Source organism: Bacteroides fragilis (genome assembly GCF_019583405.1).
Classification (GTDB): Bacteria; Bacteroidota; Bacteroidia; order Bacteroidales; family Bacteroidaceae; genus Bacteroides; species Bacteroides fragilis_B.
The window spans coordinates 148,630-169,882 of the sequence record NZ_SZUU01000001.1; the positions used below are offsets into that span (position 1 = coordinate 148,630).

A 21,253-nucleotide genomic window follows, 5' to 3' on the forward strand; every position below is an offset into this window, starting at 1 on the left:
AAATATGAGTAAATTTGTAATGACTATCTTTGGTGCTTCGGGTGACTTGACGAAGCGTAAGTTGATGCCGGCATTGTATTCGTTGTATGTAGCCAAGCGTCTTCCGGAAGAATTTGAAATTCTCGGGGTGGGACGTACGGTTTATGAAGATGCGGACTATCGGGCTTACATTTATAGTGAGATGGAAAAGTTTGTGAAGCCGGAAGAGCAAAGCAAGGAGAAGATGGAAGCTTTTGTTGCACATCTTCACTATCTGGCAATAGACCCGGCAGTGGAAAACGGATACGCACAACTCCGCCTGCGAATTGAAGAACTGAGTGGAGACAGCCGACCGGATGACTTGCTGTTTTACCTTGCTACGCCTCCATCATTGTATGGAGTGATTCCGTTGCACCTGAAGTCGGTGCATCTGAATAAAGGCCGTGCGCGAATTATCGTTGAAAAGCCATTCGGGTATGATCTGGAATCAGCTGAGAAACTGAATAAGATTTATGCTTCTGTATTCGACGAACATCAGATTTACCGAATCGATCATTTCTTAGGTAAAGAAACAGCTCAGAATTTGTTAGCTTTTCGTTTTGCCAATGGTATTTTCGAGCCTCTATGGAACCGTAATTATATAGATTATGTGGAAGTGACTGCCGTGGAGAATCTCGGAATCGAGCAACGCGGCGGTTTTTATGATACGACGGGTGCACTGCGGGATATGGTACAGAATCATCTGATCCAACTGGTGGCATTGACTGCTATGGAGCCGCCTGCTGTATTTAACGCGGATAATTTCCGTAATGAAGTGGTGAAGGTATACGAATCTCTGACTCCTTTGACCGAAACGGATTTGAGTGAGCATATTGTTCGCGGGCAATATACGGCCGGAGGAAGTAAAAGGGGATATCGGGAAGAGAAGAATATTTCGACGGATTCACGTACAGAGACTTACATCGCAATGAAACTGGGTATTAGTAATTGGCGGTGGAGTGGAGTACCTTTTTATATCAGGACCGGAAAACAGATGCCGACAAAAGTGACCGAGATAGTGGTGCATTTCCGTGAAACTCCGCACCAGATGTTCCATTGTGCGGGTGGTAATTGTCCGAGAGCAAATAAGCTGATTCTGCGTTTACAGCCCAATGAAGGTATTGTATTGAAATTTGGCATGAAAGTACCCGGACCCGGATTTGAGGTCAAACAGGTAATGATGGATTTCAGCTATGATCAGTTGGGAGGTGTTCCCAGCGGAGATGCTTATGCCCGTCTGATAGAAGACTGTATCCTGGGTGACCAGACTCTCTTTACACGGAGTGATGCAGTAGAAGCATCCTGGCATTTCTTCGATCCGATTCTGCGTTATTGGAATGAACATCCCGAGGTGCCGTTGTATGGTTATCCTGCTGGAACTTGGGGACCTTTGGAGAGTGAAGCTATGATGCATGAACATGGTGCTGACTGGACCAATCCATGTAAGAATTTAACAAACACAGATCAATATTGCGAACTATGAAACCCTATATTTTTCCTTCGTCCATAGAGACGGCACGCGCACTGATATTACATCTGGTAAAACTGATGTTAGATGAACCGGACAAGACTTTCTGCATTGCATTTAGTGGTGGAAGCACTCCGGCACTGATGTTTGACTTATGGGCGAATGAATATACGGATATCACTCCTTGGGAACGACTGAAAGTGTTTTGGGTGGATGAGCGCTGTGTGCCTCCTGAGAACTCGGATAGTAATTATGGCATGATGCGGTCGTTATTGCTGAGCGTTGTACCTATTCCATACGAAAATGTATTTAGAATACAAGGGGAGAAGAATCCGAAAAAGGAAGCCGCCCGCTATTCAAAACTGGTGATGAAAGAGGTACCGATGGAGAATGATTTTCCGGTGTTTGACGTAGTGTTGTTAGGAGCGGGTAATGACGGACATACGTCGTCTATCTTTCCCGGACAGGAGGAACTGCTTTCAACTGATCATATATATGAGGCAAATTTTAATCCGAATAACGGCCAAAAGAGAATAGCTTTGACAGGACTTCCGATTTTGAATGCCCGCAGGATCATTTTTCTGATAACGGGAAAGGTAAAAAGTCCGGTTGTAGAAGATATCTTCTATTCGGGGGATACCGGGCCGGCCGCTTATATAGCGCATCACGCCGATAACGTGGAGTTGTTTATGGATAATGCGGCTGCCGAAAAGGTTGTCAGCAGATAAGAAATAAAAAAACGTCCGATCTTCACAGACCGGACGTTTTTCGCTCTATTTGAATACGTTATTTACATACAACAATTAAACAGTATGATAATTAAAATAACAACTCAACAAAATGGAATCCGGGAGAATCACTTCGGCCGGATTGGCTTATCTCACTTAAATGTGACTTACGTAATAATTATGACTAATTAATGTATTGGCAAAGATAGCTGGTTTGGTGTTGTGGAGCAATCACTTGATTTAGGTATTGTGAAGAGGTCAATCACTATAAGTAGGGATCGGACCGCAGGGAAAAGGGGAGTGTGTTTTGTTTTATGCTCTTTAAGTTGTAAATTTGCGGAAAAACAAGAGTAAGATGGAATATAAATTTGACGAACAAAGTGTGAAAGAATTAATGGAATGGGCACAGACTGCACAGTTGCCTCAGGAACTTGAACTGAGTAAAGCGGAGCGCATTTTCGATGTGAAACTTTGTGTGGAATCTGATTTATCCTGCATCAGGGCCCATTATCCGGATGCTTTCTACAATCCTGCTATTACTCGCCTGTATCGTATCAGGGAGAAGCTGGAGGAGAAGTGACTTAAAAGTATGTAATCAATTTGCGATTCTGTGGAATTTTTCCACAATAAATGTGGAATACTCCTTCATATTCCACTATTCCAATGGAAGCTGTTTTTATATAATTACCTGAAAATGAGTTGTCGATCTGGATTGGTATATGTCTGGCATGTGTATTGCATTATAATATTCAGATGTTTAGTTATAGTTAGTAGATCTAAAACAATTAAGTTTTCAAGAATTATGAAAAAGGTATTAGTAGCATTGGTAATAGTAATGGGATTGGGATTTTCAGTAGCAAAAGCAGATGAACCTCTAAAGAAAAAATCTACGAAAGTGGAACAGAGAGATTCACGGGAAGATTTTACGCCAATTGAAGTTAATAATCTTCCCGAAGCGGTGATTGATGAGTTATCCTGTGAAGGAGCACTGATTAAAGAAGCTTTTATAGTCTATAGTCGTTCGGAGGGCAAACTCTACAAAGTGATTATATTATCGAGCGATTTTCATGAACAGGCAGTGTTCTTGAATGAAAGAGGGAATATACTGAATAGATAATTTCCCAATCTTTGAAGAAAGCACACAACTGAATTTATGTTAAGCCTCGGTTCGAAAGAACCGGGGCTATTTTTTTGTTCAGGAGAAATGATTCTGTATTTGAGAGGTAAATAGAATGGTTTGAAATTTATATTTGTTTCCGCTTTTCCCCTGCCATACTTTTGTACTGTAGGCTTGCAGGGACAGGAGATTTGCAGACAGAAATGACTAAGAACTTATCTAAAATGCCTGGCCTGAAATAAGGAAGACAGTGGATAAGGCACGGGTTATATAGGCAGTGAATAAATGGCGGCATTTGTTCACTGCCCGTTTTTTCGGATTTATCAAAAAAGTAAATAAAAAAGTCATATCTACTTTATGGAAGTTATAATTATGGGTGGTATTATTTACGGGTTTCAGAATAATTCATATCTTTGAAGCTGTAACTAAAACTAATCAGTAATGAAGCAAATACATTTAGATTGCCTGGCAGTGAAGCTGTTTCTCTTTTTTTCTCTTTTTAGTTTGCCGTCCGGGGCACAGAGCATTTTTCAGAAATACGATCGTTTCCTGACGGAACCTCGTTCATACGTGTGTTATCGTGTGGACGGTAAACTGAAAATAGATGGTAAACTGGATGAAGTTTCATGGCAGAAGGCAAAATCGACAGCTCCGTTTGTAGATATCAGTGGCGAAGGATTCCCTACGCCTAAATATGAAACTACAGCTAAGATGTTGTGGGATGATGAATATTTGTATGTCGGGGCAATTTTACAGGAAGACGACATCAAGGCACGTCTTACTCAGCGGGATACCATTATTTACTATGATAATGATTTTGAGGTTTTTATAGATCCTGATTGGGATGGACACAACTATTTTGAAATAGAGACCAATGCCCGAGGTGTTATATTCGATTTGATGCTGGACAAACCTTATCGGTCGGGAGGCAACTTTATGGTGCAATGGGATTGTCCGGGATTAAAGTTGGCTATTCATCGTGAAGGTACGTTGAATAAATCGAAAGACAAAGATAAATATTGGAGTGTGGAGATGGCTATTCCTCATAAGGCATTGACTATGAATTTTAACAACCCGTTGAAAGCAGGCAATTGCTGGCGAATTAACTTCTCACGGGTACAGTGGTTGAAAGCCGGAGGGCCTGAAGAAAATTGGGTTTGGACACCTACGGGAAAGGTGGATATGCACATGCCGGATCGTTGGGGATATTTGTTTTTCGCTGACGAGGCAGTAGGAGCGCCCGAACGTACTGTTGCGCTACCGTATAATACTGCTGTGTATAAACTGCTTTGGGCTATGTTCTATGCACAGCAGGAGAGATATGCAAAAGAGAAAAACTATTTACGTACGGAAAAAGATTTTTTCCTGACGGACGCGGAGTTGAAAGGACTCCCGCAGGGTGCGCAAATCTCAGTTGAGGCTACCCGGAATACATACCAGATAGCTATTACTGTTCCGGGTGAAAACAAGCGTTACGTTATTAATAATGAAGGACGTTTCTGGACAGAGAAGATTGCTCCGCGTCAGGTGAAGAACTGGGTATGGACACGTATAAATAAGAATAAAAGTGAAGCAGATTACCGTCAGTGGTTTGCTTTGCTTAAGGAGTGCGGAATCAGTGGGGTGATGTTTGAAGGGTATGATGAAAATCTATATCGCATGTGTAAAGAAGCCGGTCTTGAGGCCCATTTCTGGAAATGGACAATGAATCGTGCGGAACTGCTGAACGTGCATCCCGATTGGTTTGCGGTGAACCGCAAGGGGGAATCTACGCATGATAAACCTGCTTATGTGGATTATTACCGTTTTCTCTGTCCTAACCATGAAGGAGTGGCGCAATACCTGGCGGATGATTATGTGAAAATAGCTCATTTGCCTTATGTAGATGGGGTACATCTGGATTATGTTCGTTTTCCGGATGTGGTTCTGCCTGTCAGTTTGTGGAAAAATTATGGCATAGAGCAGACGAGTGAACATCCTGAATATGATTATTGCTATTGTGAGGTTTGTCGTGCCAAGTTTAAGGCGCAGACGGGACGTGATCCGTTAGAATTGAAGTATCCGATGGAAGATCAGTCATGGATCAATTTTCGTTTGGATGCCATTACCCGTGTTGTAGACCGGATTACTGAAGCGGTGAAAGCTGACGGAAAAGCAATTTCTGCCGCAGTATTCCCGGGACCTTCTATGGCCAAGAAGATGGTACGTCAGGATTGGGGAAATTGGACACTGGATGCTTATTTCCCGATGATCTATAACGGCTTTTATTACGAAGGGCCGGAGTGGATCGGACGTTCGGTTCAAGAGAGTGTGAAGACGGTTGACGGACGTGCGAAAGTGTATGCAGGATTGATGTTTCCTGATATAAAAAATGATTTTGAGAAAGCATTGGATGAGGCGTTTGATAATGGTGCGTCCGGTGTCTCTTTCTTTGACGGACCATCGGACGAATATCTTCATAAATTTAAAGCCTATCTGGATAAGAAGGGATTTAAAACGGAATAAAGCCTGTGAAATATGAATGCTTTAATCAAATGTTATAAAGGATAACAATATGCCTATTATCGAAATATCATCCTTGTCCCATCCCGGAGTAGAGATATTCAGTACCCTTACCGAAGCTCAGTTGCGTAATCGCCTCGAGCCTGAAAAGGGGGTGTTTATAGCGGAAAGTCCCAAAGTCATTAAAGTGGCTTTGGATGCAGGCTATGAACCTTTAGCTATTTTGTGTGAGCAAAAACATATCACGGGGGATGCTGCGAATATCATTGAACGCTGTGGTGATATACCCGTCTATACAGGTGACAGAGAACTGCTTGCTACGCTGACCGGATACGTTTTGACACGTGGTGTACTTTGTGCCATGCGTCTTCCGGTTCCGCGAAGTATGGAGGAAGTATGCCGGAGAGCCAGGCGCATCGTGATCATAGACGGGGTGGTGGATACTACCAATATCGGTGCCATCTTCCGTTCGGCGGCCGCTCTCGGAATAGATGCGGTATTGCTTACGCGCAACTCTTGTAGTCCATTAAACCGACGTGCGATCCGGGTGTCTATGGGGGCGGTCTTCCTTGTACCATGGACTTGGCTGGATGGTCCTCTCAGTGATCTGGCTCGGTGGGGCTTCCGTACCGTTGCCATGGCACTTACGGATAATTCTATTTCCATCGATGATCCTGTGCTGACAACCGAACCCAAGTTGGCTATCGTGATGGGTACCGAGGGAGACGGGCTCTCGCATGAGAGGATTGCCGAAGCGGACTATGTCGTTCGCATCCCCATGTCACATGGGGTTGATTCGCTCAATGTGGCTGCTGCGTCTGCCATCGCTTTCTGGCAACTTCGTGTTGAGAAAGAATATTGATGAATACAAAGAGTAATGTAGAAGAACAAAAACGAAAGTTAACAAGTAAGGCAGCCGCAAGCGGCTGCCTTACTTTATAAATTGTAATAAGGAATATATTAATTCCCTCTGTATGTAGAATACCCGTTGGCTGACATAGTAATGGGAATATGATAATGCTTTTTGCCTTCAATTCTAAATATAACCTCGACAAACGGATAGATTGATTTTAAGCCTTGTTTCAGGAAATAAGGCTCTGTATAAAATTTAAGCATATATATACCTGTATTATCCTCTATGTCTGGTAAAAAATTGGAGATTCTTCCATTTACATCAGTCTTGCCGGTTGCAATCTGTTTCCATTGGCTTGGAGTGGAAGGATTTAATTTATAGAGGGTGATGTCAACTCCTTGTGCCGGTTCTCCTTTACTAATATCAAGTATGTGTGTACTTAGCTGATGGCTTTCTGTTTGGGCATAGATAGAGAAGGGCAGGAGGGATAAAATAATAATTACCGAGAATTTCTTGATTAGTTGCGTCATATCTGTTTTCGTTATTATGATTATATAATTAACAAATAAATTGAATTTATGTTTGGTTTGGATCAAAGATGGATCTCCATACCGACTTACCCTCTTTAACCGATAACCATACCAGATATCCGCCACCAATTTCACAAATGCCGGCAAGTATGAAGACTAAAATAGTTCTTAATATAAGCATATATTCATTTTTTTATTATTGGGTCACAAATATAGTTTAAAAAGAGAAGGATGAAATCAACTGGCTTCGATTTACATTCTCAAATTTGCTATGCCGGGAGGGATGCCGCTTGATATCCCGTCAATGATTGTACACTGAATACAGGGCACATCATGACCGGAACATCAATGCGGCAATTAATTTTTAGTTGATTCCCGGCTCTCTCCGGTCTTAATCGTAAAAGGGCTGTTAATTGTTGGTTAATATTTCTACAGCCTGTTTTAACGTGCGATCAATATGGGTATAAGGTGAAAGGGCCATTTCATAAATTTCTTCTTCGGTTAGTGGTTCCATTAGGAAGTCCGGTTTAATTCCGATTCCTTCTATTACAGTATGAGTTGCATCCTGCATTGCAAGTAAAGGCATATAAAACTCTAAGTAATCACCGACTTTACCTCTCAGCCCTCCGTTAAACTGATCCGAATCTCCTAATCCGGCAGTTGCACCGGCACTATAATGTCCTACGACAGTGACATGTTTCCCCTGGCTTTTTAGCATTAGGGTACTGATTTCAGACATACTTGCACTGTTCTTGTCTAAGAGAATAACTACCGGTATTTCTTTTTTTATCCCAATGTCTGTTGGCTTTGTCATGCAGGGTGTCCATGGGGTATAACTGAATGGATTATTGTCTTCTTTGAACCTCTGGTAGCCAAAGATGGCGTCTTTGGTGATAAAGCGATCTGTAAATGTTCTTGCATCAAGAACCATACCACCACCGTTTCCTCTAAGATCCAGTATTATCTTTTTTATATCCCCGTTTTTGAGGGGTACCAGGAAATTCTTATAGAAATCTATCTTATATCGGTTATTGATAACATTGTCTATATCCGAGAGAAAAATTGTATACTCACACGCTAATTGTAAATGCTCGGTCGAGCGTTGTTTAAACCACTTGGTATAATTCGGATTTTGTTTAAACTCTTTCAGACCACTTAGCTGTGATAGTTCTATATTTATATTAGGGGCATTCTGTTGGGCTTTGGATAATGCCTTGATAAAACCATCATCTATAGTTTCGGATTGCTTAAAGTTCTCTATTTTTTTTATTGCATCTTGCGCGATCTCGGACATCATGAAAGAGTTAAACTTATCTATATATTCTATAGACTTCTCAATCAGGACACTTTTTACAGCAGGGTCTTTTATTTTCGCTTCAATGGTATCTCTTATCTCTTTTCCTGTTAAATAATACGGGCTTTTATCATCTATAACCAAGTATTCATCACCAAAAGAAACTATATAATCATTACTTATTGTAAACGACTTAAAACCGAAATAGTATATGTCGGGATTGTCTGATAAGAAGCCACCTAACATATCATTTTTATGTCCGAATACTCCTGTGTCAGGTTGTATCTTAGATTTCATATATTCATACTTTAGATCAAAAGGATAAGCATATATCTTGTCTTTACTCTTCATTCCACCATAAAAAATGGCGCTTTTGAAATAACTATGTGACACGGGAAGTGATATTTTTACATAGAAATGTCGGTCTATGATAGGATCAATGATTTCTGTAAAGTATTCTATTGCTTTGTTACAATCATCTGATATTTCAGCTTTGGTATACTGTTTATCCCTGTTAAACGTTTTTAATTCTTTGAACTTTGGAGTATATTCTTTATATATCGCTTCCCAGTTCAAACTACTTTGTTCGTAAAAATAATTGTATTTCTGGTTCATTGTATTCCAAAACACATTGAACAGGTCAGAATACGATTTTATATCACTTGCTGTATACCGTGTTGGTTCTTTGGTTGATTCTGTAACGTCTTCAACGCAACTTCCAGAAATAAAGAGCACAAGAAATAAAAGAAAGAAGTGACGTAATGTCCAATTATATTTTTTAGTTTTCATAATCTATAGTTTTAGAATTTATAGGCGACGCCCAATGATATTATGTTTGAGATTCTTCTTGATTTACGATTCGAAGAAGTTTTTGCTTTGTATATGTCGGTTAGACCATACTGATAGGTGTATGAAGCAAAAACATCGATCTTTTTAAAAGAATAACCGATTTCTCCTGTGCCCTCTATCCCGAACAGGTTTCTTTTCAAGTTATTTTCATTTCGCTTGAAATCATACGTTTCATTCACTTGAGCTCTGATATAGGAACCGTCTTTCTGTAATTGTGCAAAGATCGGGTATTCTCCTTTCCGGTGCATTCTTGTAAAGTATTCATAGTAAACACCGCCTTGAATTTTGAGCCATACACCATTCTCTTTATAAGGGTTATTGAAAATATATAACCCTACATTCAGCGGTACATTTATAAAGTTGTTTTTATACAGTGTATGCGTTCCCGTAATATTATCCGTCTTTTTATATTCATAGTTTCTTTGTATGAATCCCAGACCTGTTCCCACAATAAAGTCTTTAAAAAAGTTATATTCAAGATTTACACCGGTTGCAACCCCTGTTTGGGTATTGTAACGTGTATTGACCAGATTGGAAACGTCGCTACTTAAAATACTCCTGGAGATACCGACATCCAAACTAACTTTTAATTTCTGTGCTTTTACAGATGAAGGAATTGTTATAATTCCTAACAGAATGAAAATTGCTACTTGTTTTTTCATAAAATTAATGTTTAAATTAAACAAAGAACCAAACGGATGTTGTGGTTCGAATAAGCAAATTATAGTGGATTAAATTAGGTATAATACGAACAGGTATAGACTGTGTATTAATGTTGTCACGAGAAACGTGCAACGGAACTGTATCATCAATGGGATTTTATGCTATTCAGATCCATAGCATGCTCAATCATATTCAGGTATCTTATGATTGAAATATCACTTGGCGAATTCTTCTTGTGGAAAGAATCCGCCTACATCTGATTATCTCTATAAACTTTAAATTTCTTCATATATATTCAGGTTTTGATTAAAATAGGTACTTCTATATTTTACAAAACTATTATTCTATGCTGGAAAACAAACACATTTCATTGCTTTTTTTTAAAATTTATATGAAAAATACCACAAATATGTTAGATGATATTGGTAATATTACCTTTTCGGCATCCATCTGACTGATGCTATTTCGTTTTTTTCTCTTCGATTTAAAAGAAATCTCCCGGTTTTCGGAAGGCCAATATGCTCATCAGAAATTCATAATTGTTCCCGCCCTTTTTATCCCATATTTTTGTATCGTAAGCTTGCAGAAATAGTTAAAACGTATAGGTGGGTTTCGAAAAGCCTTTGATAGAGTAGAACAATATTTTTAGGGTTATGAATGAAAAGATGGACACAGCAGGTTTCAACATAGGAAATATTGCGGGTAACGGAAAAGCGGGCAACCTGCTTAATGTGAAAGGTATGAAGAGAGGAAATTGGAGTTATTTCTTTTCACCAATGGTGAGATTTGAGGAGAATGGTCAGAATTTTCTTTTTTCTCATAGTGCTGATGGAAATAAGATTAAGTTGTCATCTCTGACGTCAGAGGGAGAAGGTCAGGTTTTTATCGATGATAAATGGCATTGGTATTATAATTCTCAGGTTCCGTTTGTTGAGAATGGAAAAAATTACATATTCTGTTATAGTAACAGAGGAAATCGGTGGTTTATTTCTGAGTTATCTACTAAATGGGATGGACAGAAAGAAATAAAAAATGGCCAGGGATTCGGCAAAGACTATGATGTTATGATCCCCTTTAATGAAAACGGTAAAAATTATATTTTTGCTCATAGCAGTTCGGATAAGAGTTGGTTTATGACTGAGTTGTCCACTAATTGGGATGGAAAGAACAGGATTAAAGAAGGGCGTTGGGCACGTTTTTACAAGGTTTTGATACCTTTTGTCGAAAATGGGCGTAGTTATTTGTTTGCGCATAGTGCACAAGACAATCGATGGTTTGTTTCTGAGTTATCTACAAAATGGAACGGTCAATCAGAATTGAGATGTGGCAATTGGGCACGCTATTACCCAAGTGTGACTGCATTTGTGCATTTGGGCAAACCTATTGCATATTTCCACAGCGAGAAAGATAGACGTTGGTTTATGTGGGAACTTTCTACAGATAGAAAAACAGACAAAGATTTAAATAATGGAAATCTTGATTCGTTTTATGATACGGTTACTTCGTTCAAAGAGAATCAAGCATGTTATATACTTGCACAAAGCAGCAAAACCAAGGAGTTCTTTATTTGTCCGGTACTTTAGTTGATGTGCTTTAAATGTTATGGGCGGGTTCTGAAAAGTGATCACAGGGTAGGAAGAAATATCCGAGGTAGTATGGAAATATATTGCTTGAGTAGTAAATCGGTAACCCTGGCACCTAAAGTAACTATCTCCAATATTGTGTAAACGGAAAACTACGCGATTCTTCTCGTTGTTTCTCTTATAATCGTGTAAGGCTCCGGATCGAAAGATTCGGAGCTTATTGTGTATTTATTCCCCAAAGTGTGTGTCTATTCCCCATTTATTTCCCAATCTTTTTTTTATTATATTGAATGTAACTTGCTGTTTTATAGTTGCTTTGTGGCCTGTTAGTATTCTGGCATGTCCTTTGTCTTTTATTTAGCATAAGAGTTAGTTTTAATTATTCACACTAAAAAATTACGATTATGAAAAAGGTATTAGTAGCATTAGCAATGATTATGGGATTAGGCACTTCAGTAGCATTTGCCGGCGTATCGGGTGACACTTTAGCAGTAGAACGAACTCTGCAAACTCCTCAGGACGAATTTACAAAAGTTGCCGCAAAGGAACTTCCTACTCCTGTCATCAATGCATTGGCCAAAGATTATGAAGGTGCTTCTATAAAAGAGGCTTTCGTTTCGGAAAGAGAAACTGGTAAGGTATATAAAGTGATTGTGACTGTAACCAAGGAAGATCAATCTACAGAAGATGTCACTGTTCTTTTGAATGAGAAAGGTGAGATTGTGAAGGAATAGTGAGCTTTTCAACTTAATTTCTACTTTTATGGCCCTGGTTCTTAGGAATCGGGGCTTTCTCATTTAAGAGAAATCTCCCCGCTTCCAGAAGGTTAGTCTGCTTATTTAAGATTTATAATTGTTCCCGGTTTCCTTCTCTTTGGAGTTGGCAATTTTTTATATACCCCGCCTTTCTGATTCGAGGTATACCGGAAAGAAATACCATCTTTGTCACGTAGAAGCTAACATTGTTATTTAACAGAATGTGTAAGGCTCCGGGTTGAAAGGCTCGGAGCCTTACTTTTGGGGAAAATAATCAAATCTTGTGTTATGGATTATGGTTAATGTGCATTTTGTCAATGAATGCATAGCTAAAATTTAGCCATGCCAGTTAGTATGTATTTGCCTTTTAAATTATGTTTTTTCATATAGGCTCGGACTTCTGCACGACAAGCTACCATTAGTTCATAACCTTCTAAATACCCGCCTATGGCTTTAATGAATGAATATTCTATATTATCATGAATGAAAGAAATGCGATGATTTTCCATAATCATTTTTTAGAGTGTGAGCAAATGTACAAATTTAATAGACTCTAACGATGAAAATGAAGGAATATATTCGGAAGAGAAAAAAGGCTAATAAGATTTTGTTACTTAATAGTGGTAGAATATTTTTTATGCACAGTTATCATAAGCTTATGATAACTGTGTAGGAGAAGGGAAAGCGGCTTGTATGCGTTCATTGGCGTATTGCAAAGGAAGGCTGCTGGATACGTCTATCTTATGTATTTCAAATTTTCTTTTCATCATTCTATTTCATTTGAGTTGTACCTTAACAAAGCGTTGCGGCATTTGATTCGTTCGGTTAGATTTTTTGGGTATTTTCTTCATAAATTATTTTTAGGCTTGGTTATTTGATTCGTTAAATTTTTAGGGTAAGATATTTAAGAGAAATTTTTTCGTTTCTGAAAGATCAATCAACCTATCTAAAATTTATAATTGTTCTTGGCTCTCTATCCCTATATCTTTGCAATGTAAGCTTACGGAGATAGTTAATTTATAGGCGGGTTCCGAAAAGCCTTTAAGAGAGTAGGAAAAAAATTATGATTATGTGGCAAACATTTTATGTAGAAATAAGAGATACCGCTACAAACGCGGTTTTAATAGTACGGCAAGCTGTCGAGGAAACAGCTTCCTATCAAGCTGCTGCTGATAAAATTATTCTTGCCAATAGAGTTCTTCTTTTGAATCGTAAGGTGATTATTGAGGTTTGGGATAGATTTAACCAGAATCCGTCAATAGCTACCTGGTCAAAGACTGTTATTTAAGTTGGTGCTATTTTTAAAGGCAGCCGAATAAGCTGCCTTTATACTTACTTTCTTTCCTGAAGATGTATTCAATAAGCTTGAAGTTTGCTTCATTAATTAGAGAGAAATCTTTCTGTATATAAAGGTCTGTAACCTTCCGTTTTTTAGTTCGTTTTCACGAACGACAATTTCTGTTGTGATGAATCTTGTATCAGAGTTATGTGCTACTCTGATTCTTATTTTATGTGTCCCGTCTGATAGTTTTTTAGCTGGGACAATTACCAATGAAAATGTAGCCATACTTTATTCTGTTTTCGATCGTATCATGTTTTCCGACCATAATCCGACCATAATCCGACCATTTTTCGACCATTATATAGCGTCAAAAGTGACATTATGATTTGTTTTAATTCTCTAATATGGGCTACTAATAGATATAAAAAAAGTTCGATTGTGAATGTAACTTACTGAATTACAGCAAAAAGAAAGCCGGAAGCTCATGCTCGCTTGCAGGCTTCCGACTCAACACAAAAACTAAACTAGACTTAACTAAACTATTCTATTCTTGGAAGTTTCACAACTTCCGTTCTGTTTGTTACAAAGATAGAGATTTTTTTGTTTATATATAAATAATAATCGACAAATGCTCACATTTTACCGATAAATCAGCTGCAAATCCTTTCAACTTCGTTCGTCAAGGAAAGCTTGGAAAGCTTGTTTGTAGCTATCGCTGACGGGGATGTAGGTCTTATCGAATACGATGCGGCCGCGGTCGATGATGCGTATTTTGTCCTTTTGGACAATGAAAGAGCGGTGTACACGTATAAAGCGGGTGGGGGGAAGCAGCTCTTCCATGGACTTCATACTCATAAGTGATAGGATGGGCTTGGGAGCATCTTCGGTATAGATTTTGATATAGTCCTTCAGACCTTCTATGTACAATATCTTTTTGAGCTCTACCTGTACCAGTTTGTAGTCGCTCTTCACGAAAATACTGTCTATTTCCTCGGGTTTCTGAACGAGTTCGAACCACTGCAATGCCTTGTTGGCCGCCTGCAGGAAGTCGACATACGAGATGGGCTTGAGCAGGTAGTCCAGTGCGTTGACCCGGTATCCGTCGATGGCGTATTGACCGAAGGCGGTGGTAAAGACAATACGGGTACGGGCATCTACCATTTTAGAGAATTCCAGGCCGTTAAGCTCCGGCATCTGGATATCCAAAAACAGCAGGTCAATCTGATGTCCCGGAAGTTCTTTCATGGCTTGTACAGCGCTGGAATACTTTCCTGCCAGTTCAAGGAAAGGGGTTTTGTTGACGTAACTCTCCAGCAGGCTGAGTGCCAGAGGCTCGTCGTCTACTATGGCGCAATGTAGTTTCACGGCTGTGGATGATTAAATATTAATAATTTCGATATATATTCTTTGCCATCTTCAGAGATGGCTTTGTCCCATCGGTAGCGTCCGGGGTAAGACAGTTCGAGGCGCTTGCTCACCTGTTCGAGGCCGATGCCCGATCCGCTTTTATCCATATTGGTTTTGGGATGGCAGCTGTTGCGTATTTCACACCGGATCTCTTCTTTATTCTCGGAGATAAGGATATGGATGAAGCTCAGTTCGGTAGGGGAGATGCCGTGTTTAAAGGCGTTCTCAATAAGGGAGATGAAGATCAGCGGGGCGATCTTCGTCTGGCTGTCCGGTTGTATGTCGAGTTGCGTAATGACCTCTACGTTTCCGGAGAGGCGGATACGCATTAGTTCGATGTAGTTGCGGATAAAGTCGACCTCTTTGCAGAGGGGGACGTAGTTCTGCTGGTTGTCATAAAGCACATAGCGGAGCAACTTGCTGAGTTCCTGTACAGCCTGCTGCGCTTTGTCGCTGTCGAAGGCAATCAGTGCGTAGATGTTGTTCAGCGTATTGAGCAGGAAGTGCGGGTTGAGCTGATTGCGCAGGTTTTTCAGTTCGGCTTCGGTGCGGCTTTTTTCCGCTTCGCGGCGGGCGGCTTCGGCTTCTCCCCAGCGGGCGCTCATGCGGATGGCGGCACTCAGGCCGATGGTGAAGATAAGGCTTAGGATGTCCCGTACAAAGAAGATCCATCCGGGAGGCATGTGAGGTTTCTTTATGGGAGGGACCGGGGCATTCAGGCTTTGCCAGATGTGCAGCAGGAGGCCGATTATGCAGACCAGCAGGATGTTATAGATGATGTACTTATTCTTCTGTTCCCGGAACAAGAGGAAGGGGACCAGCAGGAAGTAGTTCAGATAGAATACGGTGACAAAGGAGATGGGTACGACAGAGTGGCGCAGATAGGCACTCCAATTGATACTGTTTCCCGCACGATCGATAAAGAAGAAAGGGAAACCGAACACGATCCCCCAGCTGATAATATGTATCAGTATTTCCAGAGGGCGGCGGGCTGATGTCAGAGACTGTTTCATGGGGACAAAGATACTAATTTTAGTTTACGTTTGGGAGGTTTTGAACGATGAACGATAAAGGGGGATCACCACAGAGGACACAGAGTTTATTATATATAATGTATAAAGAATATATAATAGGCAATGAAAGCAATCAGCATCATAGGCTTTACTGATAGAATATCGGGCTTTCGTCGTTCTTTATACTTTTTTTTACTTTACGTTCTCAGTGTCCTCTGTGATAGATTACTCGTATCGGATTGCCTCGATCGGGTCGAGGTCGGCTGCTTTCTTGGCCGGATACCATCCGAAGAAGACCCCGGTGACGGTGCACACAGCAAACGACAGGAATACACTCCAGGGCTGGATGAAGATGGGCCAATGGGCAACGCTTTTCACAAGCCAGCTGGCACCACAGCCGATGATTACTCCGATAAGGCCGCCGGTGATACTGATCAGGATGGCTTCTATCAGGAATTGGCTCAGGATGTCGATTCCCCGTGCACCGACTGACATGCGCAGGCCGATTTCCCGGGTACGTTCGGTGACGCTGACGTACATGATGTTCATGATTCCGATTCCGCCTACCACAAGCGAGATGCCGGCGATGCAGGCAAGCAGGGTGGTCATCAGGTCGGTGGTGGAGTTGAGCATGCTGCTCAGTTCCTGCTGGCTGCGGATGGTGAAGTCATCATCGTCCCCTTCCTTGAGTTTATGATTGCGGCGGAGGAGTTTTGTGATTTCTTCAGTAGCATTGTCCGTCATATCCTCGGTGAGGGCAGAGGCGTAAATGCCTTGCAGATAGGTCTGTGCCAGCAGGCGCTTCATCACGGTGGTGTAGGGGGCCAGTACGATGTCATCCTGGTCCATACCCATGGAGTTGTAGCCTTTGGACTTCAGTACGCCCACTACGCGGAACGGGATTTTATTGAACCGGACAATGCGTCCCACGGGGTCTTCTCCACCGGGGAAAAGATTGTCTACAATGGTTTTTCCTATCACGCACACCTTGGCGCTGGACTGGATATCGGCTTCGCTGAACATCTCGCCGTTGTCGACCGAGAGCTGGCGTATCTCCAGATAGTCCGTACCCACGCCACTGACGGATGACGGATAGTTATTGTTACCGGCTATCAGTTGCCCGGAGCTGGAAACATTCGGGCTGACGGCAGCTAAAAAACTGGTTTCGTCCCGCAATGATTCGTAGTCGGTCAGTTTCAGTGTCTGCATGGCACTGGGGTCCTGACGGACTCCTCCGCGCATATCTGCTCCCGGATGGATCATGATCATATTGGAGCCCATTTCGGAGATTTGTGCCTGAATGCTTTTCTTTGATCCCTGTCCGATGGCGAGCATGGTGATGACAGATGCCACACCGATAATGATTCCAAGCATCGTAAGGAATGCGCGCAGCTTGTTGTTGTTCAGGGCACGCAGGGCTATTTTAAATAAATTGGTTCCATTCATAATGGTAATGGTTTTGAGTTCACCACAGATTACACAGATTAACACAGATATTTTAGTTTAACTCTCAGTAAAATAAATTACTAATCTGTGAGAATCCGTGTAATCTGTGGTGAATCGTATTCGTTTCTACACAGTATTATTCTTCCTGCACAGGCAGTGCGGCCAGTGCCTCGGCTGCCGAAAGAATGTTCGGGTTGACACTATCATCCTTGACCTGCCCATCGCGCAGCACAATGTTGCGGCTGCTGTATTGGGCTATTTCCGGGTTGTGCGTCACAAAGATGATGGTACGCCCCTCGGCATGCAGTTTCTGAAACAGCACCAGAATTTCAAAAGAGGTGCGTGTATCGAGGTTACCCGTCGCTTCATCCGCGAGGATGACTGCCGGATTGTTGACCAACGCGCGGGCGATGGCTACACGCTGCATTTGTCCGCCGGACATTTGGTTGGATTTATGTTCCAACCGGTCGCCCAACCCTACCGCGCGGAGGGCTTCGATGGCCCGCCGGCGCCGTTCGGAGGCGCTGACTCCCGAGTTGTACATCAGTGGGAGCTCCACATTCTCCACGGCGGTCGTCTTCGGCAGCAGGTTGTAGCTCTGAAAGACAAAGCCTATCTTGCGGTTGCGCAATACGGCGCGTTGCGGCTTGCTCATGGTACGCACCGAGATACCGTCCAGCAGATATTCTCCACTGGTGGGTGTGTCGAGGCAACCCAACGTGTTCAGCAACGTCGACTTTCCCGAACCGGAAGTACCCATGATGGTGACAAACTCCCCTTCGGTGATGGTGAACGAAACTCCGCGCAGCGCATGTACCGTTTCGTCTCCCACCCGGAAGTTGCGTTTGATGTTCTGAAGTTCGATGACTGTTTTGCTCATACTTATTTTCCTTTCTTCTTACTGCCCGGGTGGCTTGGCATGAACGGGCTTTGCTCTCCGCCACCGTCCGGTCCGGCTTCGGGTGCTACGTTCCCACCGGGCATGCTTCCGATGGTTGCTTCGGTCACTACTACCATTCCTTCGGAGGCTCCTCCGGTGATTTCGGTATTGATACCGTTGGTGATACCTGTCTGTACGGGATGTGCCGTGAATGTATTTCCTTCACGTGTCCACAGTTTATGTTCGCCCTCACAGTCTTTTACCACATCCTTGTCGCTTATCAGCGGCTTTTCCGGGGTGAAGCGCAGTGCGCGTGCGGGCACGGAGAGCACGTCTTTGCGGTCCAGGGTATAAATGGTGACATTGGCTGTCAGGCGGGGTTTCAACTTCAAGTCCGGATTGTGGGCGGAGATCACTACTTCGTAAGTGACTACGGTGGTCGACGTACTGCTCGTGCTGGTGCTGCTTGCGTCTCCCAGTCGGATTTGCGTGACCGTTCCTTCGAATACGTCGTTCGGGTAGGCATCTACGGTGAATGTAGCCCGTTGTCCTTCTTCCACACCGCCTATGTCGGCTTCATCCACATCGGCCACAACCTGCATCTGAGTCAGGTCGGCGGCAATGGTGAATAGGGTCGGTGTTTCAAATCCCGAAGCTACGGTCTGTCCTTCTTCCACATCGCGGCTGATGACCACGCCGTCGATCGGTGAAGTGATGGTGGCATACGACAGGTTGCGTTCCGCTTTGGCCAACGAAGCCTGGCTGCTCTCGAACGAGCTTTTTGCCTTTTCATAGTTGTAGAGCGACTGCTCGTAATCGGTATCGCTGATCAGCGCCTTTTCGTGCAGTCCCCGGCTGCGTTCATAGTTCTTCTTCTGATATTCGTATTCCGCTTTCGCTCCATTGTAAGTGGCGCGTTGTGAAGCGAGTTCACTCTGCAACGTCACGCGGTCCATCTCGGCAATCAACTGTCCTTTGGTCACTGCCGCATTATAGTCCACATAGATTTTGTCGATGATTCCGGATACCTGTGTACCGACTTCCACTTCCGTTACCGGTTCGATGGTTCCTGTGGCGGTCACCGATTCGGATATCTCGCCTTTGCTCACGGTCGCCGTGGTATAGGTCACTTTGTGCTTGGCCGTCGGGCTTCCGAAGAGCCAAAGCCCTCCGCCTGCCAGTACGACGATGCCTGCGGCGATAAGGATGATCTTTTTCTTATTCATATCGTTTATACGTATTAAATGTTTTTGTTCTCTGCGGTGAGTCCTGTCAACTCGTCTCCCTGATAGAACTTCAGCAGTTGAGTGTTTAGAATGGCTATATACTTGGACTGTAGCAACTCCTGCTGTGCTTGCAGCAGATTGTTCTTCTCCGTAAGCAGTTCTACCGTATTCTTCATGCCGGCATTAAACTGTTCGCTGATCAGTTCATAGCTGGTCTGCGTGCTGCGCAACTTTTCTACAGCTGCCGCATAGCGTTGTTGTGCGCTGTTGGCATCGAGCCACAACCCTTCGATGGTCTTATACAGCGTTTTCTGTTCATCGAGCAGCGTCAGTTGGCTGGTCTGATACTGAAGTTTGGCCTTTTCTACGGCGCTTTTCGTCTGCCGGTTGTTGAAGATAGGTACGCTGATGCTGAGTCCGATGGAGTTGTTCCATCCGTTTTTCACCTGTTCCCCGAAGGTGAAGTCGCTTCCGCTCGTATGGTTTGTCCCTATTCCGGCTGTCAGGCTGACGCTGGGCAGATATCCCGACCGGGCTATTCCGATGCCCAGTTCCGAAGCCTCCACACTGAGTTTGCTTGCCTCGATCTCCGGCCGTAGGGCCACGGCAGCCTGAAACACGTCCGCCTTGGTGGGCAGGGGCGACAGTACATTTTCGTCACCCAGCACAGGCAGATATATCTGCATCTCTTGTTCGCCGTCCAGTTCGAGCAGTTGTTTCAGTTGCAGTTTATAATCCTGAAGCGTGGCCTGTGCCGTGACCAGTTGATAGCGGTCGGTGCTGACTTGTGCTTCCAGTTGGGCATAGTCGCTCCGGGCGATGCTTCCCGCATCCAGCAGTTGCTTGCCGCGGTCCCGCTGGGCTTCGGATACTTGCAGGGTGTTTTCGTTCACCTTCACCGACTCGGCCGCATACAGTATTTGTATGTAGGTCTGGGCGATGGACTGCCGGATGTCATTCTCCGAAGTAGCCACGTCGAGGTCCGCCACCCGGTTGTTGAGTTTTTCCTGCTCGATGGTCTTCAGGCGTTTGCTGCCGTTGTATACGGTCCATTGTGCATTCAGCCCGTAGTTTCCGTTGTAGGTTGTCTTGTTGCTGCTCTTCAGCACTTCCGATCCGCTGATGATGCTGCTCGACTCTTGATAGGGGCGGTTCACCAGATTCTGGCTGCTGGAGAATGAAAGGCTGGGGAAGAGGGCCGCTTTGGCTGTCTTCACGTCCACCTGTGTGCTTTGTGCGTTGATTCTGTTGCGACGGATGCTGATGTTTTGCTGCAAAGCATAATCGATGCAGCTTTGCAGGTCCCACCGGGCAGGTATTGCCACCGAGTCGCTGGCCTGCATTTGCCCGGAGGTTCCGGTTTGTTGCGCCCACAATCCGCCTTCGGGCAGGGTGGCTGCCAGGCAGAGGGCTATCAGGGTGATTCTTTTTACGTTTGTCATACGCTTGGTTCTTTGATTTTACTGAAACAAAGGTACAGCGTATAAGAAAGAGGCGCAAAAGCGATAGACGGGAGCGGAGGTTTTAACGATAAAAGATGAACTATAATCGATGAATGAAGTTTACCACGGAGTGACACAGAGTTCCACAGAGAATCTTTTTTAAGATTTCCTGAGTGGGAAATGTCCCGGTGACCGGT

The 21,253-nt window shown here is 43.1% G+C and carries 20 protein-coding genes and 1 pseudogene; 9 read left to right on the forward strand and 12 right to left on the reverse strand.

Translation table 11 applies throughout. The annotated features are described in order from the left end of the window. The first annotated feature begins 4 nt into the window (after positions 1-4). The 6 genes from zwf (at position 5) to FDF36_RS00620 (ending at position 6,695) form a co-directional block, all read left to right on the forward strand. Positions 5-1,501 carry a glucose-6-phosphate dehydrogenase gene (gene zwf / locus FDF36_RS00595; RefSeq protein ID WP_220389939.1) on the forward strand — a complete coding sequence of 499 codons (1,497 nt, stop codon included), beginning with the start codon at positions 5-7 and terminating at the stop codon, positions 1,499-1,501. Then, positions 1,498-2,214, forward strand: coding sequence for a 6-phosphogluconolactonase (gene pgl / locus FDF36_RS00600; RefSeq protein ID WP_032536425.1), 717 nt, complete (start codon positions 1,498-1,500; stop codon positions 2,212-2,214). Before zwf ends, pgl begins: the two co-directional genes overlap by 4 nt. 355 nt (positions 2,215-2,569) lie before the next feature. After that, a complete protein-coding gene (locus FDF36_RS00605; protein WP_005808830.1) occupies positions 2,570-2,794 on the forward strand; it encodes a DUF6965 family protein in 225 nt (74 codons plus the stop codon). 222 nt (positions 2,795-3,016) lie between these two features. Continuing rightward, complete coding sequence (locus FDF36_RS00610; RefSeq protein ID WP_032543910.1) at positions 3,017-3,331, forward strand: hypothetical protein; 315 nt, start codon at positions 3,017-3,019, stop codon at positions 3,329-3,331. A gap of 441 nt (positions 3,332-3,772) precedes the next feature. After that, positions 3,773-5,836 carry a sugar-binding protein gene (locus FDF36_RS00615; protein ID WP_220389940.1) on the forward strand — a complete coding sequence of 688 codons (2,064 nt, stop codon included), beginning with the start codon at positions 3,773-3,775 and terminating at the stop codon, positions 5,834-5,836. 49 nt (positions 5,837-5,885) lie between these two features. Next, entirely contained in the window at positions 5,886-6,695 is an 810-nt protein-coding gene (locus FDF36_RS00620) for a TrmH family RNA methyltransferase (RefSeq protein WP_220389941.1), read from the forward strand. 98 nt (positions 6,696-6,793) lie between these two features. On the opposite strand, the gene uraH is transcribed toward FDF36_RS00620, so the two are convergent. From uraH to FDF36_RS00640, 4 genes are all read right to left on the reverse strand, one after another. After that, entirely contained in the window at positions 6,794-7,216 is a 423-nt protein-coding gene (uraH, locus tag FDF36_RS00625; protein ID WP_122141937.1) for a hydroxyisourate hydrolase, read from the reverse strand. Between the two features lie 46 nt (positions 7,217-7,262). Then, positions 7,263-7,397: a YnfA family protein gene (locus FDF36_RS00630; protein ID WP_005819730.1), complete on the reverse strand. Its 135-nt coding sequence runs from the start codon at positions 7,395-7,397 to the stop codon at positions 7,263-7,265. A gap of 228 nt (positions 7,398-7,625) precedes the next feature. Continuing rightward, positions 7,626-9,299 (reverse strand): S41 family peptidase, encoded by a 1,674-nt coding sequence (locus FDF36_RS00635; RefSeq protein ID WP_220389942.1) that lies wholly within the window; start codon positions 9,297-9,299, stop codon positions 7,626-7,628. 11 nt (positions 9,300-9,310) lie between these two features. Next, positions 9,311-10,045 carry an outer membrane beta-barrel protein gene (locus FDF36_RS00640; protein ID WP_220389943.1) on the reverse strand — a complete coding sequence of 245 codons (735 nt, stop codon included), beginning with the start codon at positions 10,043-10,045 and terminating at the stop codon, positions 9,311-9,313. 630 nt (positions 10,046-10,675) lie between these two features. Between FDF36_RS00640 and FDF36_RS00645 the strand changes: the two genes are divergently transcribed. Then, positions 10,676-11,605 carry a hypothetical protein gene (locus tag FDF36_RS00645; protein ID WP_022012967.1) on the forward strand — a complete coding sequence of 310 codons (930 nt, stop codon included), beginning with the start codon at positions 10,676-10,678 and terminating at the stop codon, positions 11,603-11,605. 404 nt (positions 11,606-12,009) lie between these two features. Continuing rightward, positions 12,010-12,339, forward strand: coding sequence for a hypothetical protein (locus FDF36_RS00650; RefSeq protein WP_220389944.1), 330 nt, complete (start codon positions 12,010-12,012; stop codon positions 12,337-12,339). A gap of 350 nt (positions 12,340-12,689) precedes the next feature. Here the strand turns inward: FDF36_RS00650 and FDF36_RS00655 are convergent, their stop codons facing one another. Beyond that, on the reverse strand, positions 12,690-12,869 hold the full coding sequence (locus FDF36_RS00655; protein ID WP_220389945.1) for a hypothetical protein: 180 nt from the start codon (positions 12,867-12,869) through the stop codon (positions 12,690-12,692). A 560-nt stretch (positions 12,870-13,429) separates the two neighbouring features. On the opposite strand from FDF36_RS00655, the gene FDF36_RS00665 reads away from it, so the two are divergent. After that, positions 13,430-13,648, forward strand: coding sequence for a hypothetical protein (locus tag FDF36_RS00665; protein WP_220389946.1), 219 nt, complete (start codon positions 13,430-13,432; stop codon positions 13,646-13,648). Positions 13,649-13,777: 129 nt separating this feature from the next. Here the strand turns inward: FDF36_RS00665 and FDF36_RS21430 are convergent. From FDF36_RS21430 to FDF36_RS00695, 7 genes and pseudogenes are all read right to left on the reverse strand, one after another. Next, positions 13,778-13,927 (reverse strand): annotated as a pseudogene (locus FDF36_RS21430) (recombinase); the annotation flags it as partial. A gap of 381 nt (positions 13,928-14,308) precedes the next feature. Continuing rightward, positions 14,309-15,007 (reverse strand): LytR/AlgR family response regulator transcription factor, encoded by a 699-nt coding sequence (locus FDF36_RS00670; protein ID WP_005819743.1) that lies wholly within the window; start codon positions 15,005-15,007, stop codon positions 14,309-14,311. Further along, entirely contained in the window at positions 15,004-16,062 is a 1,059-nt protein-coding gene (locus tag FDF36_RS00675; protein WP_220389947.1) for a sensor histidine kinase, read from the reverse strand. The genes FDF36_RS00670 and FDF36_RS00675 overlap by 4 nt, the downstream gene beginning before the upstream one ends. Positions 16,063-16,287: 225 nt before the next feature. Then, positions 16,288-17,508: an ABC transporter permease gene (locus tag FDF36_RS00680; protein ID WP_220389948.1), complete on the reverse strand. Its 1,221-nt coding sequence runs from the start codon at positions 17,506-17,508 to the stop codon at positions 16,288-16,290. 136 nt (positions 17,509-17,644) lie between these two features. After that, positions 17,645-18,388 carry an ABC transporter ATP-binding protein gene (locus FDF36_RS00685; protein ID WP_005776674.1) on the reverse strand — a complete coding sequence of 248 codons (744 nt, stop codon included), beginning with the start codon at positions 18,386-18,388 and terminating at the stop codon, positions 17,645-17,647. Between the two features lie 2 nt (positions 18,389-18,390). After that, entirely contained in the window at positions 18,391-19,614 is a 1,224-nt protein-coding gene (locus tag FDF36_RS00690; protein ID WP_005808799.1) for an efflux RND transporter periplasmic adaptor subunit, read from the reverse strand. A gap of 14 nt (positions 19,615-19,628) precedes the next feature. Continuing rightward, on the reverse strand, positions 19,629-21,056 hold the full coding sequence (locus FDF36_RS00695) for a TolC family protein (RefSeq protein WP_220389949.1): 1,428 nt from the start codon (positions 21,054-21,056) through the stop codon (positions 19,629-19,631). Positions 21,057-21,253 lie beyond the last annotated feature (197 nt).